Genomic DNA, 21,173 nt, shown 5'->3' with positions numbered 1-21,173 from the left:
CGCCTCAATTTCATAGGACCACATCCATGGCTTCTCTCGTCAGCACCTCTACCAAAATCATTTTCGACACGATGGCAGGCGCGCCTGTCCTCAACAACGCGGCAGGGAGCGCGATTGCGCTGCTGGACGCAGTGCTTGTGACCGGCTTCGGCATCAAGTCGATCACCTCCCTGGTGATCGCCGGTGGCGTGGCCACCATCGGGTTTGCCGCGCCGGCCAGCGCCGCGGCGCCTGAGGCCGTCATTCTGCTGGCCGGCATCACAGGCACGTATGCCGCGCTAAATGGGGAGCAGCGGGTCAAGACGGTCTCGACCACCTCGGCCACCTTCCTGACCGACATGCCGGACGGCACTGCGACGTTGTCGTCTGCCACGTTCAAGATTGCCCCCCTCGGCTGGGAAAAGATCTACACCGGCACCAACAAGGCGGTTTTCCGGCCCCTGGACCCAGCCTCCTCGCGGCCCTACCTGCGCGTGCTCGACACCGCAGCAGCGCCGGCCAGTGCCTTTTCTGCGCGGGTCCACATGTTCGAGTCCATGACGGATGTGGACACCGGCACCAACCAAAGCCCCACGACCACGAACCTGGCGAACGGGAACTACTGGTGGAAGACGAACGCCAATACATCGGCCGCGCAGGCTTGGTCCCTCGTGGGCGACAGCCGTGGCTTTTACTTCGCGCCCTGCACCCACTTCTCTGGCTCTTCCACCCTGGGAAGCACAATTCACTACTTCGGGGACATCAAGCCATACAAGCCTGGCGATCCCTATTGCGGTGTCCTGCTGGCCGCCATATCCGAGGTCAACGCTACGCCTTCTGGCACTGTGCAGCAGGGGAGCAATTCGGCCACTTCATTCATTGGCCACATCATGCGGTCCCATACCGGCCTGGGCAACTCGCGTGTGCTTGCGTGGCGGGGGCTGGCCTCTACATCGACCGCCGGTGTTTCCGGAGCCGATACAGCCGGCCTGGGCCCGTTCCCGGCGCAGGCCAATAACGGGATGATCCTTTGCGACATCGTCCTAGGGCACGCTCCGCTGGAAACCAACGGCCCGAGGGGGGTGTTCCCTGGCGTGGCCTATATGCCTCAATCAGGGGCGAACAACAACCAGTTTTCGCGCGGTGGCTTCGTTGATGGTTCTGGTGTCTATGCGGGGGTCAAGCTCATGTCCCTCATCGGCGGGGGCACGCTCAGCTCATCCGGCCAAGACTTCCCCATCTTCTTTGATGTCACCCGTGACTGGCGGGCCTAAGCGATGCCAGCTGTCACCAAATGGCGTGTGCGCTCCCCCGTGGCCTATGGCACCGGGGCCCTGTCCATATCCTCGCTGCAGCTCTATGCAGGGGCCACGCGCGTGGATGCAACGGCCACGATCACCTGTAGCCACGCGCCTTCTGTAGGCAGCCTGGCCAACCTGCAGGACGCCAACCTATCCACCCTCTGCACATTTGCACGGAAAGACTTCAGCTCGCCGGGCTTCTGGCTGGAATGGGAACTCGCATCCGCTGCAGAGGTGACAGGGATTCGCATCGGCGGCGGCACCGCGAAAGACCTCTTTCCGGCGCAGCTGGACCTGCAGTATTGGAGCGGCACGAACTGGGAGCCCATCGGGACCATCGGCAGCTTTGCCTGGCCTGGCGCCAGCACGCTCGGCACTGAAATTTCCTTCACGGTCTTCTCTGCGATTACCTCGGCCCTTGTGCACTTCGAGGGCACGAGCGGCGCCCTTGCGAGCGGGACGATTGAGAGCAGCCCCAACAGTTTCACCCTCAGCGGCAGCGGCGGGGCCTTCAGCAGCGCCGCTGCCAAGTTCGGCACCACCTCGCTGCGCTGCAACGGCAGCACCTACTGCTACGTGGGCCCAACCGGGCACCCCGCGTTCGACATGCAGACGGGCAACTTCGGCATTGATTGCTGGGTGCGCCTGGACACCCATGCCGGCGGGGGCAACTCGCCGTGCCTGTTCGGCTCCAATGACGGGCCTCGCATCGGAGGCTATGGCCTGTACGTGACAGGCGGCAAGCCTGAGTTCTTCGTGGAGAACAACAGCCTCGGGAACTTCTCCCTGCTGGCTACGACGACCCTGGCGCTGAACACCTGGTATCACGTCGCCATTTCCCGCGAGGGCAATGTGTTCCGCATCTTCGTCAATGGGGTGCTGGAGAACACCGCAACGCACGCCACGCCTTGCGTGGTGAGCCCTACGCGGCCGAGCGTGGTGGGCAGCTACTTCTATGGCGGCGGCGGACCTTTCGGGGTTGTCACTGGCTACATCGATGAACTGCGGGTGGTGAAGGGCCTCGCCCCATGGACCGCCAGTTTCACGCCGCCCACTGCGCCCTATGAAGCCCTGGTGGGCGCGTCACCGTTCCTGCGGAACACCCTCAATGTGGCGCTGGGGTTGATCAATGGGCAGATCCTGCCCGGTGTCGCCAGCCCGCTGGCCCTGATGCGCCCAACCGCTGGCATGGCCTTCGACCTGTACCACGGCGGCCGTGGCCGCCTGTACGGGACCACCGAGGTGGATGGCTCGCCAGACTTTCCGAAGCGTTGCAAGGTGCGCCTTCAAAAGGAGAAGGATGGCTACACCATCGCCGAGAAGTGGAGCAACGCCGATGGAACCTGGAGCTTTGACTACCTCAACATGAACGAGGTGTACTGCGTGCAGGCTTTCGACCATCTGCGCGACAAGCGCGCCACCATCGCTGACAACCTCACACCGGAGCTGATGGCATGAGCGACTACCTGGTCATCGGGCCCGAGCTCGCTGCTGCCCACCTTGCCGCTACGGTGGTGTTCGCTGACGCGCCTGCAGGTGCTTCGCGCATCCTCCTGTACACGATGCTGCCGGCATCGGAGCTCGAAGAGCCGCCCGTGGCCCACCAGGTGGAGGTGGTGATGGCGAAGCCCTGCGGCTCTGTCGCTGCCGAAGGTCTGACGCTCCATGTGGCCGCGCCAGCGGGCTCGATGGTGATGGCCTCGGGCGTGCCCCTGTGGGGCCGCTGGGTGCGCTCGGATGGCAAGTTGCTAGCCGCTGGCAAGGTAGTGGACATGGACCCTGCGCACCTGGGCAAATTCCGCGTTGAAGGCGCCGTGACCGCGCCAGGCGACGAGAGCCCAACGCTGCAGGCCGGGGGCTTGGTGCAGCTCGGCGCGCTGACTTTCGGTTGAGGGCGATGTGGCGTCCGTCAAGCTCCTATTCACCCTGCCGCCGGTTTCCGGCATGCCGGTGCGTCTCGTCTTCGGCGAGGAAGACGGCGGGCCAGGCATTCCGCCTGCCACGCTGCACGGCTCGGGGCGCCTTTCTGGCCTGCGCGGGCATTTCACCCTGCGGACAGTGGCGCGGCTCAACAGCACGGCCAGGCTGTCGGGGCTGCGAGGCCATTTCACCGCCTCGTACAACGTCAACGTCTCACGCCCCACAGTGGGCCAGGTGCAAGACCGTTGGCAGGAGGCCGGCACCTTGCAGCTCGGCACGCTGGACGGCTGGCAGCAGTCGGCACCGCTGCCTGTGGCGGTGGCATCGCGCTGGCAGGATGCCGAGCGCGCCCCAGCCGCCATCCGTTCGGGCTGGCAGCAGACCCAGCGCTTGCAGCACGCTGTGCACACGGGATACGAGCAGGCCGCGCGCCTGGACGTGCCGCCCGTGCGCTCCGACTTCCAGCAGGGCGTGCCCACGCCGGCCGCAGTGCGCCAGCATTTCCAGACAGCGGTGCGCCTGGCCATTGGTGCGCGTCAAGGCTTCCAGCAGGCCTACCGCGACCGTTACAGCGCTGTGCGCCAGGTGTTCCAGCAGGCTGAGCAGCTCGGGGCAGGCGTCAGGGACGACATGGGTATTGCAGTGCGGCTGCAATCGGCCACGAGGAGCCACTTTCAAGTGGCCTGGCCACCGCGCCCAGGGCGCAGTGTCATCGTGCCGACCGAGCCGCCACTGCCCGACCCGTGCTACCTGCCCACGCTGCCCGTCCGCCTCCTGTTCAAGGACCGGGCGAGCAGCTCGCTGCCGGTGCGCCTGGTGTTCGTCTGCGAGCGCCACACCACGCCCCCGGCCCTTGTCGTCGTCCCCACACAGAAGGTCTACATCGTGCTTAATTCGATAACGCTCCACCGGGTGGACACCGGCGCCGAGCTGCGCGCGCACACGTTCTCCATGTCGCTGGACAGCAAGTCTTGGACGTGGTCCTGGTCCGCATCCCTGCACCATGACGCGGAGCCGCACCTGGGCCGCGAGTTGAACGGCGATCCCGCCGAGCTGGCGGTGTCCGTCAACGGCTGGCCGTTCCGGCTGCGCCTTGTCAGCAGGCAGCTGGATGAGCGGTTCAGCCCCCGGCGCTGGGCCGTATCGGGCCAGGGCAAGGCCTCCATCCTGGGTGATTGGCGCGCGCCAGTGCTCTCCTATGGCAACACCGTCGAGCGCACGGCCGCCCAGCTCATGGCCGATGTGCTCACCATCAACGGAGTTTCCATCGGGTGGGGCGTGGATTTCTCGCTGGACGACTGGCTGGTGCCGGCCGGGGCCTGGGCCATGCAGGGCAAATACATCGAGGCGATCAACGATATCGCGGGTGCGGCCGGGGGCTATGTGCAGCCGCATCCGACCGATGCGGTGCTGCGCGTGCTGCGGCGCTATCCCACGCCCTCGTGGGAGTGGGACACCGTGGCGCCGGACATCGAGATCCCCGCTGCGGCCGCCGAGATCGCGGGCTATGACTATGTCGACCGGCCCGCCTACAACCGGGTGTTTGTGGGCGGTGTGAGTGCCGGCGTGTTCGGGCCTTTCACACGCTCGGGTACAGACGGCACCAACCTGGCTCCCGCCGTCACCCATGCACTCATTACCGATCTGCCAGCCTGGCGCCAGCGCGCCAAGGCCGAGCTATCCGACACCGGGCAGCAGACCACCGTCACCCTGCGCATGCAGGTGCGGCCCGACACGGGGATCATTCACCCGGGTAAGTTCGTGCGCTATGTGGGCAAGCACCGCACGGTCGCCGGCATCGTTCGAGGCACCTCGGTCGAGTGGAACCGCCCCACGCTGCGCCAGTCCCTGGAGATCGAGACCCATGCCTAACCTGTTCCGCGAGTTCTTGGACCTGCTGCCACAGCGGCCCCTGCAGGTGGGCACGGTGGCAGGGTTTGATGCCGGCGTTTACACCATCGAGCTGTCGGGCGGCGCTCGGATTCACGCGCGTGGCCAGGACGGCATTACCGGCCGCGTGTGGGTACGGGATGGTGTGATCGAGGGACCGGCGCCCGCACTGACCTACGTAGAGGAGGAAGGCTAGACGATAAAAAGACGGGCGACCTGGTCGGGTGCTGTCACACCTTTCCAAGCCCCAACTGCAGAGTAGACCTGCAAGCCGGCGAGGCCCGCCACCCTGTACAGAGTGCGGCCGAGCCTACCAGAGTTTTCGCACAGAGAAACAGGCTTGCAAAAAATGGAAGAGATCAGGTGCGGCGCGTGCCGCAAGAAGTTGGGCGAGGGCGAGTTCACCGTCCTCACCATCAAGTGCCCCCGCTGCGGGGCAATGAACGTTCTGAGGGCCGCGAGCCCCCCACCAGAGCGCCATGGAGCGTCGAAAGCAATGAGACCTACCCATGGCACCCCATCCCATCATTCCTTGGATCGGCGGCAAGCGCCGCCTGGCTGAGCTGCTGCTCGGCCGCTTTCCCCCTCACAGCTGCTACGTCGAGGTCTTCGCGGGAGGCGCAGCGGTGTTCTTCACCCGCCACCCCGCCGAGGTGGAAGTCCTGAACGACGTCAACGGCGACCTGGTCAACCTCTACCGCGTCGTCACCCACCACCTGGAGGAGTTCGTCCGCCAGTTCAAATGGGCGCTCTCCAGCCGCCAGATCTTTAAATGGATGCAGGAGACCCGCCCCGAAACCCTCACCGACGTCCAGCGAGCGGCCAGGTTCTTCTACCTTCAGCAACAGTCCTTCGGCGGCCGCGTGGCGGGCCAAACCTGGGGCACCGCCACCACGGCCCCCAGCATCAACCTATTGAGGATCGAAGAGAACCTGTCGGCGGCGCACCTGCGCCTGGCGAACGGCGTATACATCGAGCAGCTCGACTGGGCTGACTGCGTGGCCCGCTACGACCGACCGCACACCCTGTTCTACCTGGATCCGCCGTACTGGGAGACCGAGGGCTACGGCGTGCCATTCCCCTGGGAGCAGTACGAACTGATGGCGGCCAGGCTCAAGGAGATCAAGGGCAAGGCGGTCATCAGCATCAACGACCACCCGGCCATACGCCAGTGCTTCGCGGCTTACGAAATGGAGGCGCTCAAGATCGATTACACGGTGGGAGGCGGCGCCAACCGGGTCGAGCGGGGTGAATTAGTGATTTACAGCTGGGACCGCCAGGCCGAGCCGGCTGGGCTGTTCTGAATCACAGGGCAGCCAGGCGCTGGACGAGCTCTTTGTCGCATCGAGAAAGCACGCTGGAGAGCTCCTCGAAGACGACTGGTTTGGTCAATAGGTAATCGAAGCCGGGCCAGCTATCCAGCTCAGCAGGAAACAAATCTCCTCTGAGCGCGATGGTGAAGCAAGGCAGCTTGGGCCAGAGCGTGTCCACCACTGCCTTCAGGTGAAAGGCCAGGTCGCTGCTGCAGATGTCAGGGAGCTCGTCGTCTATGACGACCACGGAGGCGCGCTGCTCTTTCATCTGGGCGATTGCATCGGCTCCGCTGGTAGCGGTGCGCACGGACCGGCCATCGAGCTCAAAAAGCTCTTTCATGACTTCCAGCATGTCGGGTTGGTCGTCCACCAACAGGATTGATCGCGGCACTGCCTTTCCCTCAGGGTTGCTCTTCCCGAAGCCTACACCCTTTCGGCACCCACCCCGTCAGTATGCAATTTCCTTTCGTAGGGTGAAAGCGGAGACGCCTCGATTTATCTCGCTTCCGAGACGTCAAATATCGCGGCGCGCTTCAGTCAGCCACTCCAAGAGCTATTCCTGTACCGATTCGCGCGTGATGCCACGGGCCACACAGCACTGATGCAGTTCACTGGTGGCCAGCATGCTTTGCTGCAGCGGATAGGTGATACGGGCCACCAGGCACTCGTCGCCCGGCTGCGAGAGAATTTCCCCCGACCGGCCCGCGCCCAGCGCCGTCCAGAACTGCAGTACCCCGATGGCATCCGTGCTGGCGTGGGCGAATCTTCCGTGGGCCACCTTGCGAGCGCGGGTGAATTTGAAGGTTTCGGATTGGGTACGCATCGGCTTGGCAGGTCAGGGAAACAGCGAGGAGAAAAGCCTTCGCATGGTGTACTGCCTGTACCAAGCTCTTTGTAGGCGAACACCGCAAACTCCCCTGCGGGGCGGCCTTACCAGGGCAGGGGCTGCCCGCTGTAGGCGTAAAAACCCCCCGTGCATTCGGGCGTGAGCCCGTCGATCACACGCAGCATATCGGCCGCCGCGTCCACCGCCGGGCGGCCGATCTCGGCACCGCGGAACGGGGCCGACAGGGCAGAGTCCACCGTACCGGGGTGCAGCGCCACCAGCACGGCCAGAGGGTTGCCGCGCTGCACTTCAATCGCGGCAGTCTTGACGAACATGTTCAGTGCCGCCTTCGAGGCGCGGTAGCTGTACCAGCCGCCCAGGCGGTTGTCGCCAATGCTGCCCACCTTGGCCGACAGCACCGCCAGCACGCTGCGGTCCTTGGACAGCAACGGCGCAAACTGCGCCATGACCAGCGCCGGGCCCATGGCGTTGGTGCGCAGGCAGGCCTGCATCTGCGCATAGTGGAGCTGGCCCAGGCGCTTTTCGGGCATGCCTTCGGGGCCGTGCAGCATGCCGGTGGCGACGATGAGGAGGTGAAACGGGCCCTGCGGCGCCAGCGCTGCTGCGGCCTCGGCCACGGTGGCTTCGCGCTCGAAATCGACGGGTGGCACCGTGCCTCTTCCCAGCCCGACCACCAACCCACAGCGCGGGTCGGCCTGCAGGTGCCGCACGAAGGCGCTGCCGATGCCGCCCGAGGCACCCAGGACGAGGGCGCGAAAACCTTGCGGGAACGAACGCAGGTGGTCTGTCAGCATGTGAAGGAAATGCCTGTGCCCAGATGATGCGCCATGGCATGCAGTCTATCCGGTCAGCACGCCATCATCTCAGGGCCACTGCAGCCGCGTGGGCGCCCGGTATTGCGAGCGCGGCAGCGCATTCGCCGCAGGCCCGCCGGCCGTGCGCACCAGCACCGGTTCCGCGGGCCCGGGATCCTGCACGCCATGCACGAAGAAGCGGTCCACCAGCGCATAGTGTTCGGGCACATTCAGGGCCGGGGCATGGCCGCAGCCCGGCACCTCGACCACGCGCGCCTGGCCGCGTGCGCCGGGGCCGCGCGTCAGCATCTCGATGGTGGTCTCGCGCAGCACCAGGTCCGAATCCTCGCCGCGCAGGCACAGCACGGGGATGTCGAGCGCGTCGTAGTGGTTCCAGATCAGGTAGTCGTTGGCATGGTGGGTGAACTGCTGCACCATGGCCGGGTCGTAGTGCGGGGTCACGCGGCCGTCGGGCAGGCGGCGCGTGCTGGTCTCGGTCAGCCGGCGCCACTGCGCATCGCTGAGCCAGCCATAGGGCTGGTAGACCTGGCGGAAGAAGGCCTCCAGCTCGGCCACCGTATCGAAGGCCGGTGGCTGCCCGGCATAGGCCTTGATGCGGCCGAGCGCATCGTCCGCCAGGCGCGGCGCGTTGTCGTTGAGCAGCAGGCTGCGGATGCGGCCCTTGAGCTGTGGCTCGAACAGGCCCGACGCGCACACCGTGCCGATGGCACCGCCCATGGAAGTGCCCACCCAGTGCGCCTGCTCGATCCCCAGGGCATCGAACAGGTCTGCCGCGATGCGCGCATAAAAGCGCAGCTGGTACTCCTCGGACGGATTGCGCGCCCACTGGCTCAGCCCCCGGCCAATGGTGTCGGGGCAGATCACACGAAAGCGCGGCGCCAGGTGGGCGGCCAGGTCGTCCATGTCGCGCCCGGTGCGCGCCAGGCCATGCCAGGCCACCACCACCGGGGCATCGGGCGCACCCCATTCGGTGTAGTGGACTTCATAGCCGGCGCAGGTGGCATAGCGCGATAACGGGGTCATGGTGGACAACCTTGTGAGTCAGTGGATGGGTGGATCGGCCCGGTGGCATGCGCGTTCAGCTACTTCATCAAGCGCCCGTTGGCGCCGATGACGGTGACTTCGACATACCGCGAGCCGATGCGGTTGGTAGGGGAGTAGCCCAGGCTGATACCGCCCAGGTCGTAGTTCTGCAGCGATTCGAGGGCTTTGACCACCTTGGCGCGCGTGGGCGCGGGGCCGGCGCGGCGCAGCGCCTCCACCAGCACCTTGGCGCCCAGGAACTGCTCGAAGCTGGTGTAGTTGACCTCGGCCTCGGGCGCATACTTCTTGAGCAGCGTCTGGTACTCGCGCACCACGGGGAGTTGCGGGCGAAAGGGGTACGGCACCACCTGGCTGATGCCCAGGCCGTGCGCGTTCTTCAGGCCCGCCAGCTTCACCAGCTCGGTCGGGTCCACCACCGAGATGTTGTACAGCTGCGCGCCACCGCCCTGCTCGCGGTAGCGCTGGATAAAGGCGGCCGCGGGCTTGTTGATCGCGATCATGATCACGGCATGCACGTCGGCGGCCTTGATGGCCTTGACGGCATCGTCCACCTTGTCGGTGTTGCGCTCGTAGCCGGCCGAGACGACAAGCTTCAGGTTGCGCCGCGCCAGCGCGGCCTCCACCCCCGCCAGGCCGGCCTTGCCGAAGCCATCGTCCTGGTACATCACGGCCACGCGGTTCATGCCCAGCGTGGTGAGCTGCTGCACCATGTGCTCGGCCTCATCGCCGTAGCCCGCGCGCACGTGGAAGATCCAGGGGTTGAACGGGCTGCGCAGCGACTCGCCGCCGGTATAGGGAGCCACCAGGGCCGCCCCACCCTGCTCCAGCACGCCATCGCTCAGCAGCTGGGTGATGTTGGCCGTGCCGGCAAAGCCGTACAACGCCACCACCTCGGGCTTGGCCAGCATCTCGCGCGTCAGGCGCACCGTGTCGGGCACCTTGTAGCCATCGTCCACCACCCACTGGCGGATGGTGGCGCCATGCACGCCGCCCTGGGCATTGATGGCGTCGAAGTAGATCTTGCCGCCCAGCACCATCTGCGTGCCCGTGCTCGCCAGCACGCCCGACAGCGGCGCCACCTGGCCGACCACCAGCTCCGTGCCGCGCGGCTGCGCCGCCGCCGGCAGCGCCAGCAGCCCCATCACCCCCAGCATCGCGAGTGCCGCGCCCATGCGGCGGCCCCATGTGATCCATGTGTTCATGTCCGTCCTTTGTGCCGCCGGGTGCGCAATGCACCCTGGCGGCTTTGTTGTGGTGGGTCGTCGTTCTTATTCGGGGATGGCAATGGCTCCGGCTGCCGTCACGGCGATGGCGTTGCCCGCCGCAGGCACGTCGGCCAGCGGCGGCACGTTGGCGGCGGTGATGGCCGGCGCACTGCCCGGCGTGCCGCCGCGCGGCACGGTGCGCACCACCTGGCTGGCGGGCAGGGCCTTGCCGCTGGCCAGGTGGTCGTACACGGCGTCCAGCGCGCGGTTCAGGTACACGTGCAGCGGCACATAGCGGGTGTCATAGCCCGGCAGCACGGTGGGCAGGCCGATGAAGCTGTCGAAGTGCTGGGCATTGGCCACCTCCACATAGCTCAGTTTGCTGGCCGCGCCCTCCACGCGCTTGTTGAGCGCGGTGTAGGGGCGCGAGGTGTGGCTCACGGGCAAGAGCGCATCGGCGCGGCCGTGCACGATGATGGCCGGCTTGCCGCGCAGGTTGCCGCTGCGGCGCGTTTCGTCCACACCGGCCTGCAGCTTGCGCGCCGCGGCATCGCTGCCGGTGACCAGGTTGCGCAGGCAGACGGCACCCTCGGTGTTCCAATCGAAGGCACCGCTGTCGGCCACGGACAGGAAGTCGCGCGCCGGGCCCTGCTTGGCGCGGTTGTTGATGAGCTGCACGCCGCCGGCAGGCGGCACCCCATTGCCCGTGGCGAACATGCTGGCCAGCGCCGCCGGGGGCGTGAGCGGGGTGACGGCCCCAGCGGTCGTGGCCGCCGCGTAGCTGAAGCCGCACAGGTGGTCCTGCACACTGGCGCGCGAGAGCGAGTTGGCAAAGGTCACGGCCACGGCGGGCGCCACCTCGAAGGCGGCGAGCGAGGCATGCAGGTCGTTGGACTCGGGCTCCCAGCCATAGTCACGCAGCTTGCGCAGCGATTCCTCGGCCTGGGCCGCCGTGGTGTCGGCGGTGAGCAGGCCGCGCGCACGCAGGGCCGCGCAGCGCCCCGGGGCGATGGGCAGCGCGGTGCCGGCAAAGCCGGCGGCAAAGGCCGCCGCATAGGGGCTGGTGCTGACCGAGGGCGCCAGCGAGGCGCAGGCCTGGTACAGGTTGGCCTGGGTGGTGTAGTCGATCAGCGGGCGGCCGGTGACGGCAATCTGCGTGCCGCCGCGCTGCACCGTGACGCCGGGGTTGGCCGGCAGTTCCACCGCGGGCTCGGACACGGCCACGCCGCTGATCAGGCCCTGGGTATCGAGTTCGGCCGCGGCAATGGCAGCGCCGCCGCCATTGGAAATGCTGGACGCGATGACGATGGTGTTGCCCGGCGTCAGCGACTTGATGCGCAGGCCCGTGGGGAGCAACGCGCCATAGCGCTCGTTGAGAACGTAGTAGCCGAACTCCACCGCCTGCAGCGTGGTCGTGCCCCAGTCCTTCTCGGCGTTCTGGCCCGAGTGCGCGTGCTTGAAGGCGAAGCGGTTGGGCGTGGCCGCGTTGAAGGCCGCGAGCTGCGCGGGCGTGAGGTTGGCATTGAAGGCCGCGTTCTTGCCGGCGGCCGCCGCCGTGGTGCGCGTGCCGTCGATCAGCGGCACCGTGTCGTTCTGCAGGTCGTGCGGGGCCGCGCCCGTGCCCTTGTCGGAATAGGCCACGGCGCAGCCGCGCTTGAGGCCCCATTCACCCGTGGAGATGCCGCCGTAAACGCCGCGCGAACCCGATGCCGTGGCCGTGATCATGCAGGGCCGTGCGGGGTTGAAGCTGTCGGGCACCTGCACCATCAGGGTCACGTTCTGGCGGCCGCTGCCGTCGTCGGCATAGGCGATGTACTCGGTGCCGGGCACCTTGCCCTCGCCCGTGGTCACGCGGCCCTGGGCGTCCACATTGGGGCCGTACAGCGTGCCGTAGCCGCCTGCGGCCGTCATGTCCAGCATGGCGCGGTAGTTGACGTAGATGGCGGCACGGCGCAGCTCGGCAGCGGTCGGCTTGGCCGCATCGGCATAGGCCGGCGGCGTGGCCGAGGCCAGGCCGCTGGCGCCCAGGCCGGCGGTGAGCAGGTCGTTGCTGGCGCCGTCGTAGCGGGTTTCGGTGATGGTGCCCAGGTAGGCCGGTCGCAGGTTCGCGCCGCCGCCCGAGCCGCTGTCACCGCCCCCACCGCCACAGGCGGCGAGCACGGCGGCAGACACGGCCAGCAGCGCGGTTCTTTGCGTCGTCTTTGCTTTCAGGTTGCTCATTGCGTTTGTCTCCGAGTTGTGTTTTTTGGAACTTCTGGAACGCAGCTTTACCCTGGCCGGCTCGCGGGCCCGGCCCTCACGCCACCTTGCGCGCTGCTGCCGCGCGCAGGCGCCCCACCACACCCGTGGGGAAGTAGTAAACGGAAAGCACGAAGAGCACGCCCAGCCACAGCAGCCAGCGGTCGGGCGAGAGCAGCGCCGACAGCCAGGGCAGGCCCGAGGCCGCCTCGCTGCCCAGGCGCAGCAGGTCCTGCAGGTAGCTTTGCGCCACCAGGAACAGCACGGCGCCGATGGCCGAGCCATAGATCGTGCCCATGCCGCCGATGACCACGATGAGCAGGCAGTCCATCATGATCTCGAAGCTCAGCGAGGTATCGGGCCCGTTGTAGCGCAGCCAGAGCGCGAGCATGGCGCCCGCGCAGCAGGCGAACAGGGCCGACAGCACGCTCGACGTGGTGCGGTACACCACCACGCGGTAGCCGATGGCCTCGGCGCGGAACTCGTTCTCGCGGATCGCCTGCAGCACGCGGCCGAAAGGCGAGTTCACGATGCGCAGCAGCGCCAGCACCAGGGCCACGGCCACCACGAAGAGCAGGTAGTAGCAGATCAGCCGGCCGTCGATGGTCACGCCCAGGAAAGGCTCGTCAAAGGGCTCGAAGCTCGGCGACAGCAGGCCAGGTACCTTGAAGGTCAGCCCGTCCTCGCCGCCCGTGATGTCCGACAGCTGCGAGGCCAGCGTCTGGAACGCGGCCGCCACGGCCAGCGTGATCATGGCGAAGAAGATGGCGCGCACGCGCAGCGAAAAGAGCCCCACCGCCAGCGACAGCAGCAGCGAGAGCACCAGCGCGCCACCCAGGCCCACGGCCAGCGCCGACCAGGTCGGCCCCATGCGCGTGGTGGCCACTGCGATGCCATAGGCCCCGATGCCGAAGAACATGGTGTGCGCAAAGCTCACGATGCCGGTGTAGCCCAGCAGCAGGTCGAAGCTGGCGACCAGCACCACGAAGATCAGCACCTTGGCCGCGACGGAGAGGGCCTTGACGCCAGGGAACAGGAAGGGCGCGAACGCCAGGCCCAGGAAGATGGCCACGAGGATCACCGCCAGCACCTTGCTGCGCGGGTAGTCACCGGAGAGAAGTCGGTTCAGCATGTCTTTGTGCCTCGCTTCAGCGGTTCGCCACTGGGTACACACCTTGCGGGCGCCAGAGCAGGATCGCCACCATGAGGGCAATGTTGGAGAACAGTGCCACCTTGGGCACCAGGAAGCCGGTGTAGTTGGCCATCAGCCCCACCAGCAGCGCGCCGATGAGCGCGCCGCCCGTGGACCCCAGGCCGCCGATGATGATCACGATGAAGATCAGCACATTGACCTGCGCGCCCATCTGCGGCACCACGTTCTGCTGGTACAGGCCCCACATTACGCCGCCCAGGCCGGCCAGGGCCGAGCCCACGACGAACACGCCCACGAACAGCCGGCGGATGCGGTAGCCCAGCGACTCGACCATTTCGCGGTCCTGCACGCCGGCGCGGATCAAGAGGCCGACCTTGGTGCGCGACAGCGTCCAGGCCAGCACGCCGAAGACCAGCAGGCCCACGGCCACCGCCACCAGGCGGTACTTCTCGATGGCGGCATCGCCGATGAGCAGCGAGCCGCGCATGCCCTCGGGCAGCGGCAGCGGAATCTGCTGCGGGCCCCAGATGACCTTGATCAGCTCTTCGCCGATGATCATGCCGCCCATGGTGATGAGGATCTGCTTCAGATGCTGGCCATACACCGGCCGCACGATGAAGCGCTCGAACGCCAGGCCCACGGCGCCTGCCACGGCCATGGCCACCAGCATGGCCGGCAGCACCGCCACCAGGTTGCGCCACAGCTGGGCCGAGCCGGTCCAGTCGCCCATGGCACCCAGCACGCTGGTGGCCACGAAGGCGCCCAGCGCGATGAACACGCCGTGGCCGAAGTTGAGCACGTCCATCAGCCCGAACACCAGCGTGAGGCCCGAGGCAATGATGAAGATGATCATGCCCATGGCCAGGCCTGCGACGGTGAGCGTGAGCCAGGTACTGGGCGAGCCGATGAAGGGCAGCACCAGCAGCGCCAGTGCCGGCACCAGGGCCAGCGGCTTCCAGTCGAAATCGCGCAGCAGGCTTTTGCCGGCTGCCGCGGTGGATGTGGTTGCGGTGGTGGTGTTCATAGTGCCAACCCCAGCAGCGATCGCTGCAATGCCTCGTCCTGCGCCAAAGCGGCCATGCTGCCCGCATGCACCACCTGGCCGTTGTCCATCACGGCCACGGTGTCGCCGAGCCGCTTGGCGAAATTGATGTTCTGCTCCACGAGCAGAATGGTCACGCCGCTCTTCTTGAGCTGGTCGAACGCGTCGATCATGTTGTTGATGATGGCCGGCGCCAGGCCCTTGCTGGGCTCGTCCACGATGAGCAGGTCGCGCGGCTCCACGATGGCGCGGCTCACCGCCACCATCTGTTTTTGCCCGCCCGAGAGCTTGCCCGCAGGGTGGTTCCAGAACTTCTCCACCGCCGGGAAGAGCTTGAAGATCCATTCGAGCCGCGAGCTGTCCATCTGCGCGGCGTTCTTGGCGCCGCGCGCGGCCAGCAGCATGTTCTCCTTGACCGTGAGGTCGGCGAAGATGCCCATGTTCTCGGGCACGTAGGCGATGTTCATGCCCGCGATCTGCGGCGTGTTGAGCGCCGTGATGTCCTTGCCACCGAAATGGATGGTGCCCTGCGACGCATGCCACAGGCCCATGATGGTGCGCAGCGTGGTGGTCTTGCCCGCGCCGTTGCGCCCCAGCAGCATGGTGAGCTGGCCCTTGGGCACGGCCAGATCCACGCCGTGCAGGATGTGGTACGCGCCGATGTGGGTGTGCACGCCCTTGAGTTCGAGCAGGTTGTTGGAGGTGCTGGTGGTCATGCCGTGGCCTCCTTGGTGACGCCCAGGTAGGCTTCCTGCACCACGGGCGAGGCGATCACCTCGGCCGGTGCGCCGTCGGCCACCAGGGTGCCGTTGGTCAGCACGATGATGCGGTCGGCCAGCTCGCGCACCACGTCCATCTTGTGCTCCACCAGCAGGATGATCTTGGTCTTGTCCTTCTTGAGTTCGCGGATCAGGTTCAGGATCACGGGCGCCTCGTCATGGCTCATGCCGGCCGTGGGTTCGTCGAACATGTAGACCTGCGGCTCCAGCGCCATCAGCAAGGCCACTTCGAGCTTGCGCTGGTCGCCGTGCGGCAGGCTGGCCACGGGCGTGTCCTGCCGCTCCAGCATGGCCACGGCCTGCAGGATGGCGCGGGCGCGCTCCGTCAGCGCGCGGTGGTCGCTCCAGATGCTCCACAGGTTCAGCCCGCGGCGGTGCTTGCCTTCCTGCGTGGCCTGCACGGCCAGGCGCACGTTCTCCAGCACGCTGAGGTTGGGAAACAGGTTGGTGAGCTGGAAGGCACGCCCCAGGCCCGCATGCGTGCGCGCCGAGACCGACTGGCCCGTAAGGTCCTGCCCGCCCAGGGTCACGCTGCCCGCGCTGGCGCGCAACTGCCCCGAGATGAGGTTGAAGTACGTGGTCTTGCCCGCACCGTTCGGGCCCACGATGGCGGTCAGCGTGCCGGGCTCGAAGGAGCAGGTCACGGCGTTGACCGCCACGTGGCCGCCGAAGCGGATGGTCAAGTCCTTGGTGGCCAAGGTGCTCATGGGTGGTGCTTCACTTTCACGGGTCGTCGTCTTTCACTTACGGAGCCTGGCAACCCAGAGACAGTTGCCAAGGCCTTGCTTCATTTCCATTGTCCACCGCACTGCGCCACTGGCGCAGCCCACGCCAGTGCTCCCGCGCAAGGGCCGCCCCGCCGCGCTGGGAGCGTCCCCCTCCCGCATTGCGCAGCAATGCGAGAGAGGGGTGAAGGCGCGAAGCGACTCAGGGGGGTGCCTCATCTCAAGGGCAGGTGCCGATGACGTAATAGTTCGGGCTCGTCTGCTTGAGGGTCGTGGTCACGAACACGTTCCACAGGCCCATGTTCTGGTTCGATCCCTTGGCATAGGTGTAGCCGCCGGTCTGCGTGGCGCGGCCGGCCTGCACATGCGCATAGTTGCTGGCCGTGGTGCAGGTGGCGGTGCCGCCCGAGCCTGCCAGCGTGGTGCCCGAGGCCGCGGCCGAGGTGGCACCCTCGGCACCGTTGGCATCGGCGGCGCGCACCGTCCAGCTGTAGGTGGTGGAGGCGGCCAGGCCGGTGTCGGTGTAGCTCGTGCCGCTCACCGGCAGGGCGTTGACCTTGTTGGCGTTGCGGTACACGTTGTAGCTGGCCGCGCCGGATACGGCACCCCAGCCCACCACCATGCTGCTCGCCGTGGCGCCCGAGGTGCCCACGCCCGTGGGGGCTGGCAGCGCGGGGTTGGTGGGCGGGTTGGTCGTACCGCCGCCGCTGCTGATCTGGTCCACCATGGCCTTGATGGCCGCCATCTGCGGGCCGGACTTCTTGGCGTAGTTGGCGTTGTCATAACCCCACCAGTCGAAGCAGCTGTTGGTGGCTGCCAGGCTGGTCTGCGGGTAGAGCATCACGATGTTGTTGCTGTCGGCCCAGCGGTTGTAGCCGGTGTTGCGCACGTACTGCTGCTGCACGTCGCTCACGTTCTGCTTGCAGCCGTGCAGCACCACGTGCAGGCGGCAGATGGCGCTGCCGCCGGCCTGGCAGGCCTGCGGGATGTAGGCCCAGCCCGTGGTCGCCATGCCGTGGTTGGTGATGAACTGGCTCTGGTTGAACTCCACGTAGTTGCCCGTGGGCAAGGTGGCGTTGTTGCGCGCGTTCAGCGTGCCGTACAGGTGCTGCAGCATGGCGCCGGCCAGGTCGAAGTTGCAGTCGCTGATGTAGGGCGCGGCCTTGGTGGAGCAGCCGTTGCCGTAGTCGTCGGTGACCATGGCGTGCTCGGCCGCGATGTCTTTCTTGTAGACCACGTTGGCGGCCGGCACGAAGCTGTTGTAGTAGGTGCGCAGCGCGTCCATCACGCCGGGCTTGACCGTGCTGTCCAGCGAGCCCGAGAACAGGTAGACCTTGGAGGCCTGCAGGTTGGCCACGGGGTCGATCAGCCCCTGGCCGGCCCAGGTGTTGGTGGTGTTCACCAGCGTGCTGGTGGGAATGCCCGCAGGGCTGGCCATGCAGCGCCCGGTGGCATTGACGATGGAGCCCTCGGCGCAATAGAACGGACCGCCCGCAACCACGCCCGCGCCCTTGGCGAAGGTGGCCGAGTAGGCCACGTGCAGCTGCACGGCCATGAAGCCGCCGGCCGACAGGCCCGATACGGTGGTTTGCGTCTTGTCGATCTTGAGCGCGGGGAGGTTGACCGCTGCGAGTGCACTGCCCATGCCCATTGCCGCGATGGTAGCGGCGGTTGCGGCCGACCTGAGAATGAAGTTGAAAGCCATTTGTCTTGTCTCCAAATAATTTTGAGAAAAACCGACCCAGCCCCCGTGTAGACCCGGGGGTTCATGCATCAATTCACTGGAAAAAAAGGGGCGGCCGCCCCCGCGGGATGGATCCCCACCGGGCTGATTGATCGTCAGCCAGCGGGGCCACGCAAACCCTAAGGCTCCGCTGAACAGGTCTCTCGCGTGTCGAGCATCCCTGCCTTGGGCGATCTGCCGCGTTGCAAATCCTCGCCATAGCACAGGCCATGGCTGCGGTTTGCGCCTTGCAGCTCATCCCAAACCAGGGTGCTCGCCATCACTCAGACCTGTCCAGCGCAGCCTTATCGCTGGTTGCGAATCGGCACTTGCATCTCTTCAGGCTTGATCTCGCGCACCAACTCGGGCACGCCCCAGGCAAAGGCCGGGTCCACCTTGATCTTGAAGTGGTACATGCTCTGCATGGCCTGGTGGTCTTCCTTGCGGAAGGTCATCTTGCCCTTGGGCGTATCGAAGCTCATGCCCTCCATGGTCTTGATGAGCTTGTTGGTGTTGGTGTCGCCCGCAGTGGCCTTGAAAGCCGTGGTCAGCGCCATGGCAGCGGTGAAGCCGCCCGCGGTGAAGAAGTCCGGCGGCGTCTTGAACTCCTTGTAGTGCGCGGCCACCATGGCTTCGTTCACCGGATTCTTGGGGATGCCGAAGTAGTAGTAGGTAGCGCCTTCCATGCCGGGGAAGTTCTTGTAGCTGGCCATGGCCGGCAAAATGTTGCCGCCCGTGGCGATCTCGATGCCGTAGCGCTTCAGGTCCAGGTCGGCGATCTTGAAGGGGTTGCCGGCGCCGGCCCAGATGATGAAGATGACCTTGCGGCCGGGCACGTCCTTGAGCTTGTCGATCAGGCGCTGGGCACCGGCGGTGAAGTCGGTGGTGGTCGTGGGCAGGTACTCCTCGTGCACCAGCTTGGCGTTCTTGAGCGCGTCCTTGAAGGCCTTCACGCCGTCGCGGCCGAAGGCGTAGTCCTGCGCCAGCGTGGCCACGGTCACGCCGGCCTTGTCGATGGCCACGGCGTTGGAGATGGCGTCCTGGCTGCTGTTGCGGCCGGTGCGGAAGATGTACTTGTTCCACTTGTCGCCGGTGATGGCGTCGGCCACGGCAGGCTCGACCAGCAGGATCTTCTTGTACTCCTCGGCCACGGGCAGCAGGGCCAGGGCCACGCCCGAGGACGACGGGCCAACAGCGATGTCGGCCTTGTCGTCCGAATAGGCCGAGGCCAGCAGGCTCTTGCCCAGGTCGGGCTTGCCCTGGTCGTCCTTCTCGATCACGACGATCTTCTTGCCGTTGATGGCCATGGTGCCGCCGGTGGCGTAGTTCAGGCCCATCATCAGGCCCACCTGGGTCTGCTTGCCGTAGGCCTCGAGCGGGCCGGTCTTGCTGTAGATGTGGGCGATGCGGATCTCGTTGGACTGTGCGAATGCGGGAGCGGAAAGCGTGGCGGCTGCAGTGACTGCAGCGGTGGCGAGGGCGACCAGGGTGCGACGGTGCATGGCGATGTCTCCTTGTAGTGATGCCTGAACATTGCACAGTTCGTGCCAAGGCACAAGCTGTTGATTCGTATGGGTTTGCACACATCACCCGAATGGGTTTGTCTGATTTTTAGACAATCAATTTGTCTGAATTTTAGACATTTGGCTGAAATTTATTCAGGGTTTTCCAGACGTCCATAGAGTGTGGCGCGCGAGATACCGAGCTGCCGCGCCGTGGCCAGCTTGTTGCCGCCATGCGCCTTCATGGCCGCCTGGATGGCCCTGCGCTCCAGTTCCGCCACCTGCTCGGCCAGCGGGCGCAGGTACCGCGACTCGTCCTCGGCCTCGACCACCACCACGGCGGTGGTGTCCTGCACCGGGGCCGCGGGCTCCACGCCCGCTTCGCGCAGGATGCGTTCAAGCTGCGCCGCGTCGATGGACTGGCCCTCGCTGCGCATCACCGCCTGCTCGATCACGTTGCGCAACTCGCGGATGTTGCCGCGCCAGGGCTGGCCTGCCAGCAGGGCCATGGCATCGGACAGCACTTCGGGCGGTGGGGTGCCGTTGCGCAGCGCCAGGTCGTCGCCCAGCGACTCGACCAGCGCCGGGATATCGCTGCGCCGCGCGCGCAGCGGCGGCACGCGCACCGGCAGCACGTGCAGGCGGTAGAACAGGTCTTCGCGGAACCTGCCCTCGCGCACCAGCGCCGCCAGGTCGCGCGAGGTGGCTGCCAGGATGCGCACATTGAACGGCACCAGCTTGTTCGAGCCCAGCGGCTCGATCTCGCCCTCCTGCAGCGCACGCAAGAGCTTGGCCTGCAGGCTCTGCGGCATGTCGCCGATCTCGTCGAGAAACAGCGTGCCGCCATCGGCCAGTTTGAACTTGCCGTCGCGCCCCTTGGCCGATGCGCCGGTATAGGCACCCGGTGCCACGCCGAAGAACTCGGCCTCCAGCAGCGTGTCGGGCACGGCCGCGATGTTCACGCTCACGAAGGGGCCGCCCGCGCGGCTCGATGCCGCGTGGATGGCATGGGCCAGCAGTTCCTTGCCCGTGCCCGTCTCGCCCAGCAGCAGCACCGGGCTGGAGGACTGCGCGGCGCGGCGCGCCTGGCGCTTGACCTCGGCCGCGGCCGGGCTCGAACCGATGAAGCTGGCAAAGGTGTATTTGGAGCGTCGCTCGCCATCGCCCGCCGCAGCCGCCGCCACCAGGCTGCGCCGGCGCTGGCTGGCCAGCTCGCGCCGCGCATCATCGAGGTCGCGCTGCAGCAGCGCGAACTTGCTGATCAGCGGCTGCAGCGTGGTCTCGGGGTGGTCGAACAGCACGATGCCGATGGCCCCGATGACGCTGCCCGCATCGTCGCGCAGCGGGATGCGGCTGACCACGAAGGTGCCGGCCTTGTTGGTGAGCAGATCGATCAGCACCGGGTTGCCGGTCTCCAGCACGCGGCGCATGCCGGTGTTGGGGATCACTTCCTCCACCATGCGGCCCAGGAATTGGTCCAGCGACGAAAAGCCGAGGTCGGGCAGGAAGCGCTGGTAGCCCTCGTTCACCCAGACGATGCGCCCGCTCAGGTCCACCAGGAACATGCCCTGGCTGACGCTGGAGAACAGGTGGAACATGGACCGCGCCGCCAGTTCCAGGATGCCCTGGGCATCCAGCGGCAGGGCGGGGGCGTCGTCGATGAGCGCGGGCATGTGCGGATGGTAGCAAGCCCGCCA

Annotated in this window: 20 protein-coding genes; 7 read left to right on the top strand and 13 right to left on the bottom strand. The window is 66.6% G+C overall.

Annotated features, from left to right (window positions below):
- The first annotated feature begins 26 nt into the window (after positions 1–26).
- The 7 genes from AC07X5_RS25500 to AC07X5_RS25470 all read left to right on the top strand — a co-directional run bounded on the left by AC07X5_RS25500 (position 27) and on the right by AC07X5_RS25470 (position 6,394).
- Positions 27–1,253 (top strand): hypothetical protein, encoded by a 1,227-nt coding sequence (locus tag AC07X5_RS25500; RefSeq protein WP_494772394.1) that lies wholly within the window; start codon positions 27–29, stop codon positions 1,251–1,253.
- A 3-nt stretch (positions 1,254–1,256) separates the two neighbouring features.
- Positions 1,257–2,738 (top strand): LamG domain-containing protein, encoded by a 1,482-nt coding sequence (locus AC07X5_RS25495; protein ID WP_494772393.1) that lies wholly within the window; start codon positions 1,257–1,259, stop codon positions 2,736–2,738.
- The gene (locus AC07X5_RS25490) at positions 2,735–3,172 is read left to right on the top strand and encodes a hypothetical protein (RefSeq protein ID WP_494772392.1); all 438 of its coding nucleotides are present in this window, start codon (positions 2,735–2,737) and stop codon (positions 3,170–3,172) included. The genes AC07X5_RS25495 and AC07X5_RS25490 overlap by 4 nt, the downstream gene beginning before the upstream one ends.
- A gap of 52 nt (positions 3,173–3,224) precedes the next feature.
- Entirely contained in the window at positions 3,225–5,072 is a 1,848-nt protein-coding gene (locus tag AC07X5_RS25485) for a hypothetical protein (protein WP_494772391.1), read from the top strand.
- Entirely contained in the window at positions 5,065–5,286 is a 222-nt protein-coding gene (locus AC07X5_RS25480; RefSeq protein ID WP_494772390.1) for a hypothetical protein, read from the top strand. The genes AC07X5_RS25485 and AC07X5_RS25480 overlap by 8 nt, the downstream gene beginning before the upstream one ends.
- 153 nt (positions 5,287–5,439) lie before the next feature.
- Positions 5,440–5,652, top strand: coding sequence for a Com family DNA-binding transcriptional regulator (locus AC07X5_RS25475; protein WP_494772438.1), 213 nt, complete (start codon positions 5,440–5,442; stop codon positions 5,650–5,652).
- Complete coding sequence (locus tag AC07X5_RS25470) at positions 5,600–6,394, top strand: DNA adenine methylase (protein ID WP_494772389.1); 795 nt, start codon at positions 5,600–5,602, stop codon at positions 6,392–6,394. Before AC07X5_RS25475 ends, AC07X5_RS25470 begins: the two co-directional genes overlap by 53 nt.
- A gap of 1 nt (position 6,395) precedes the next feature.
- On the opposite strand, the gene AC07X5_RS25465 is transcribed toward AC07X5_RS25470, so the two are convergent.
- The 13 genes from AC07X5_RS25465 to AC07X5_RS25405 form a co-directional block, all read right to left on the bottom strand.
- Positions 6,396–6,773, bottom strand: coding sequence for a response regulator (locus tag AC07X5_RS25465; RefSeq protein WP_494772388.1), 378 nt, complete (start codon positions 6,771–6,773; stop codon positions 6,396–6,398).
- Between the two features lie 183 nt (positions 6,774–6,956).
- Positions 6,957–7,226 (bottom strand): hypothetical protein, encoded by a 270-nt coding sequence (locus tag AC07X5_RS25460; RefSeq protein WP_494772387.1) that lies wholly within the window; start codon positions 7,224–7,226, stop codon positions 6,957–6,959.
- 107 nt (positions 7,227–7,333) lie between these two features.
- Positions 7,334–8,044 (bottom strand): SDR family NAD(P)-dependent oxidoreductase, encoded by a 711-nt coding sequence (locus tag AC07X5_RS25455; RefSeq protein ID WP_494772386.1) that lies wholly within the window; start codon positions 8,042–8,044, stop codon positions 7,334–7,336.
- 69 nt (positions 8,045–8,113) lie between these two features.
- Complete coding sequence (locus AC07X5_RS25450) at positions 8,114–9,088, bottom strand: alpha/beta fold hydrolase (RefSeq protein ID WP_494772385.1); 975 nt, start codon at positions 9,086–9,088, stop codon at positions 8,114–8,116.
- Positions 9,089–9,147: 59 nt separating this feature from the next.
- Positions 9,148–10,311: an ABC transporter substrate-binding protein gene (locus tag AC07X5_RS25445; protein ID WP_494772384.1), complete on the bottom strand. Its 1,164-nt coding sequence runs from the start codon at positions 10,309–10,311 to the stop codon at positions 9,148–9,150.
- 66 nt (positions 10,312–10,377) lie between these two features.
- Complete coding sequence (locus AC07X5_RS25440; protein WP_494772383.1) at positions 10,378–12,534, bottom strand: D-(-)-3-hydroxybutyrate oligomer hydrolase; 2,157 nt, start codon at positions 12,532–12,534, stop codon at positions 10,378–10,380.
- 76 nt (positions 12,535–12,610) lie between these two features.
- Positions 12,611–13,684, bottom strand: a complete 1,074-nt coding sequence (locus AC07X5_RS25435; protein WP_494772382.1) for a branched-chain amino acid ABC transporter permease — start codon at positions 13,682–13,684, stop codon at positions 12,611–12,613.
- Between the two features lie 16 nt (positions 13,685–13,700).
- A complete protein-coding gene (locus AC07X5_RS25430; RefSeq protein ID WP_494772381.1) occupies positions 13,701–14,729 on the bottom strand; it encodes a branched-chain amino acid ABC transporter permease in 1,029 nt (342 codons plus the stop codon).
- Complete coding sequence (locus AC07X5_RS25425) at positions 14,726–15,463, bottom strand: ABC transporter ATP-binding protein (RefSeq protein ID WP_494772380.1); 738 nt, start codon at positions 15,461–15,463, stop codon at positions 14,726–14,728. Before AC07X5_RS25425 ends, AC07X5_RS25430 begins: the two co-directional genes overlap by 4 nt.
- Complete coding sequence (locus AC07X5_RS25420) at positions 15,460–16,233, bottom strand: ABC transporter ATP-binding protein (RefSeq protein ID WP_494772379.1); 774 nt, start codon at positions 16,231–16,233, stop codon at positions 15,460–15,462. The genes AC07X5_RS25425 and AC07X5_RS25420 overlap by 4 nt, the downstream gene beginning before the upstream one ends.
- 238 nt (positions 16,234–16,471) lie before the next feature.
- Positions 16,472–17,956 (bottom strand): extracellular catalytic domain type 2 short-chain-length polyhydroxyalkanoate depolymerase, encoded by a 1,485-nt coding sequence (locus AC07X5_RS25415; RefSeq protein ID WP_494772378.1) that lies wholly within the window; start codon positions 17,954–17,956, stop codon positions 16,472–16,474.
- Positions 17,957–18,279: 323 nt separating this feature from the next.
- Positions 18,280–19,476, bottom strand: a complete 1,197-nt coding sequence (locus tag AC07X5_RS25410) for a substrate-binding domain-containing protein (RefSeq protein WP_494772377.1) — start codon at positions 19,474–19,476, stop codon at positions 18,280–18,282.
- 152 nt (positions 19,477–19,628) lie between these two features.
- Positions 19,629–21,149, bottom strand: coding sequence for a sigma-54 interaction domain-containing protein (locus AC07X5_RS25405; RefSeq protein ID WP_494772376.1), 1,521 nt, complete (start codon positions 21,147–21,149; stop codon positions 19,629–19,631).
- Between the last annotated feature and the right edge of the window lie 24 nt (positions 21,150–21,173).

This window comes from Acidovorax sp. GW458-11-26-14-TSB4 (assembly GCF_059423865.1).
Note: the sequence above shows the minus strand (reverse complement) of the source record. Positions and strands in the feature narration are given on the sequence as shown.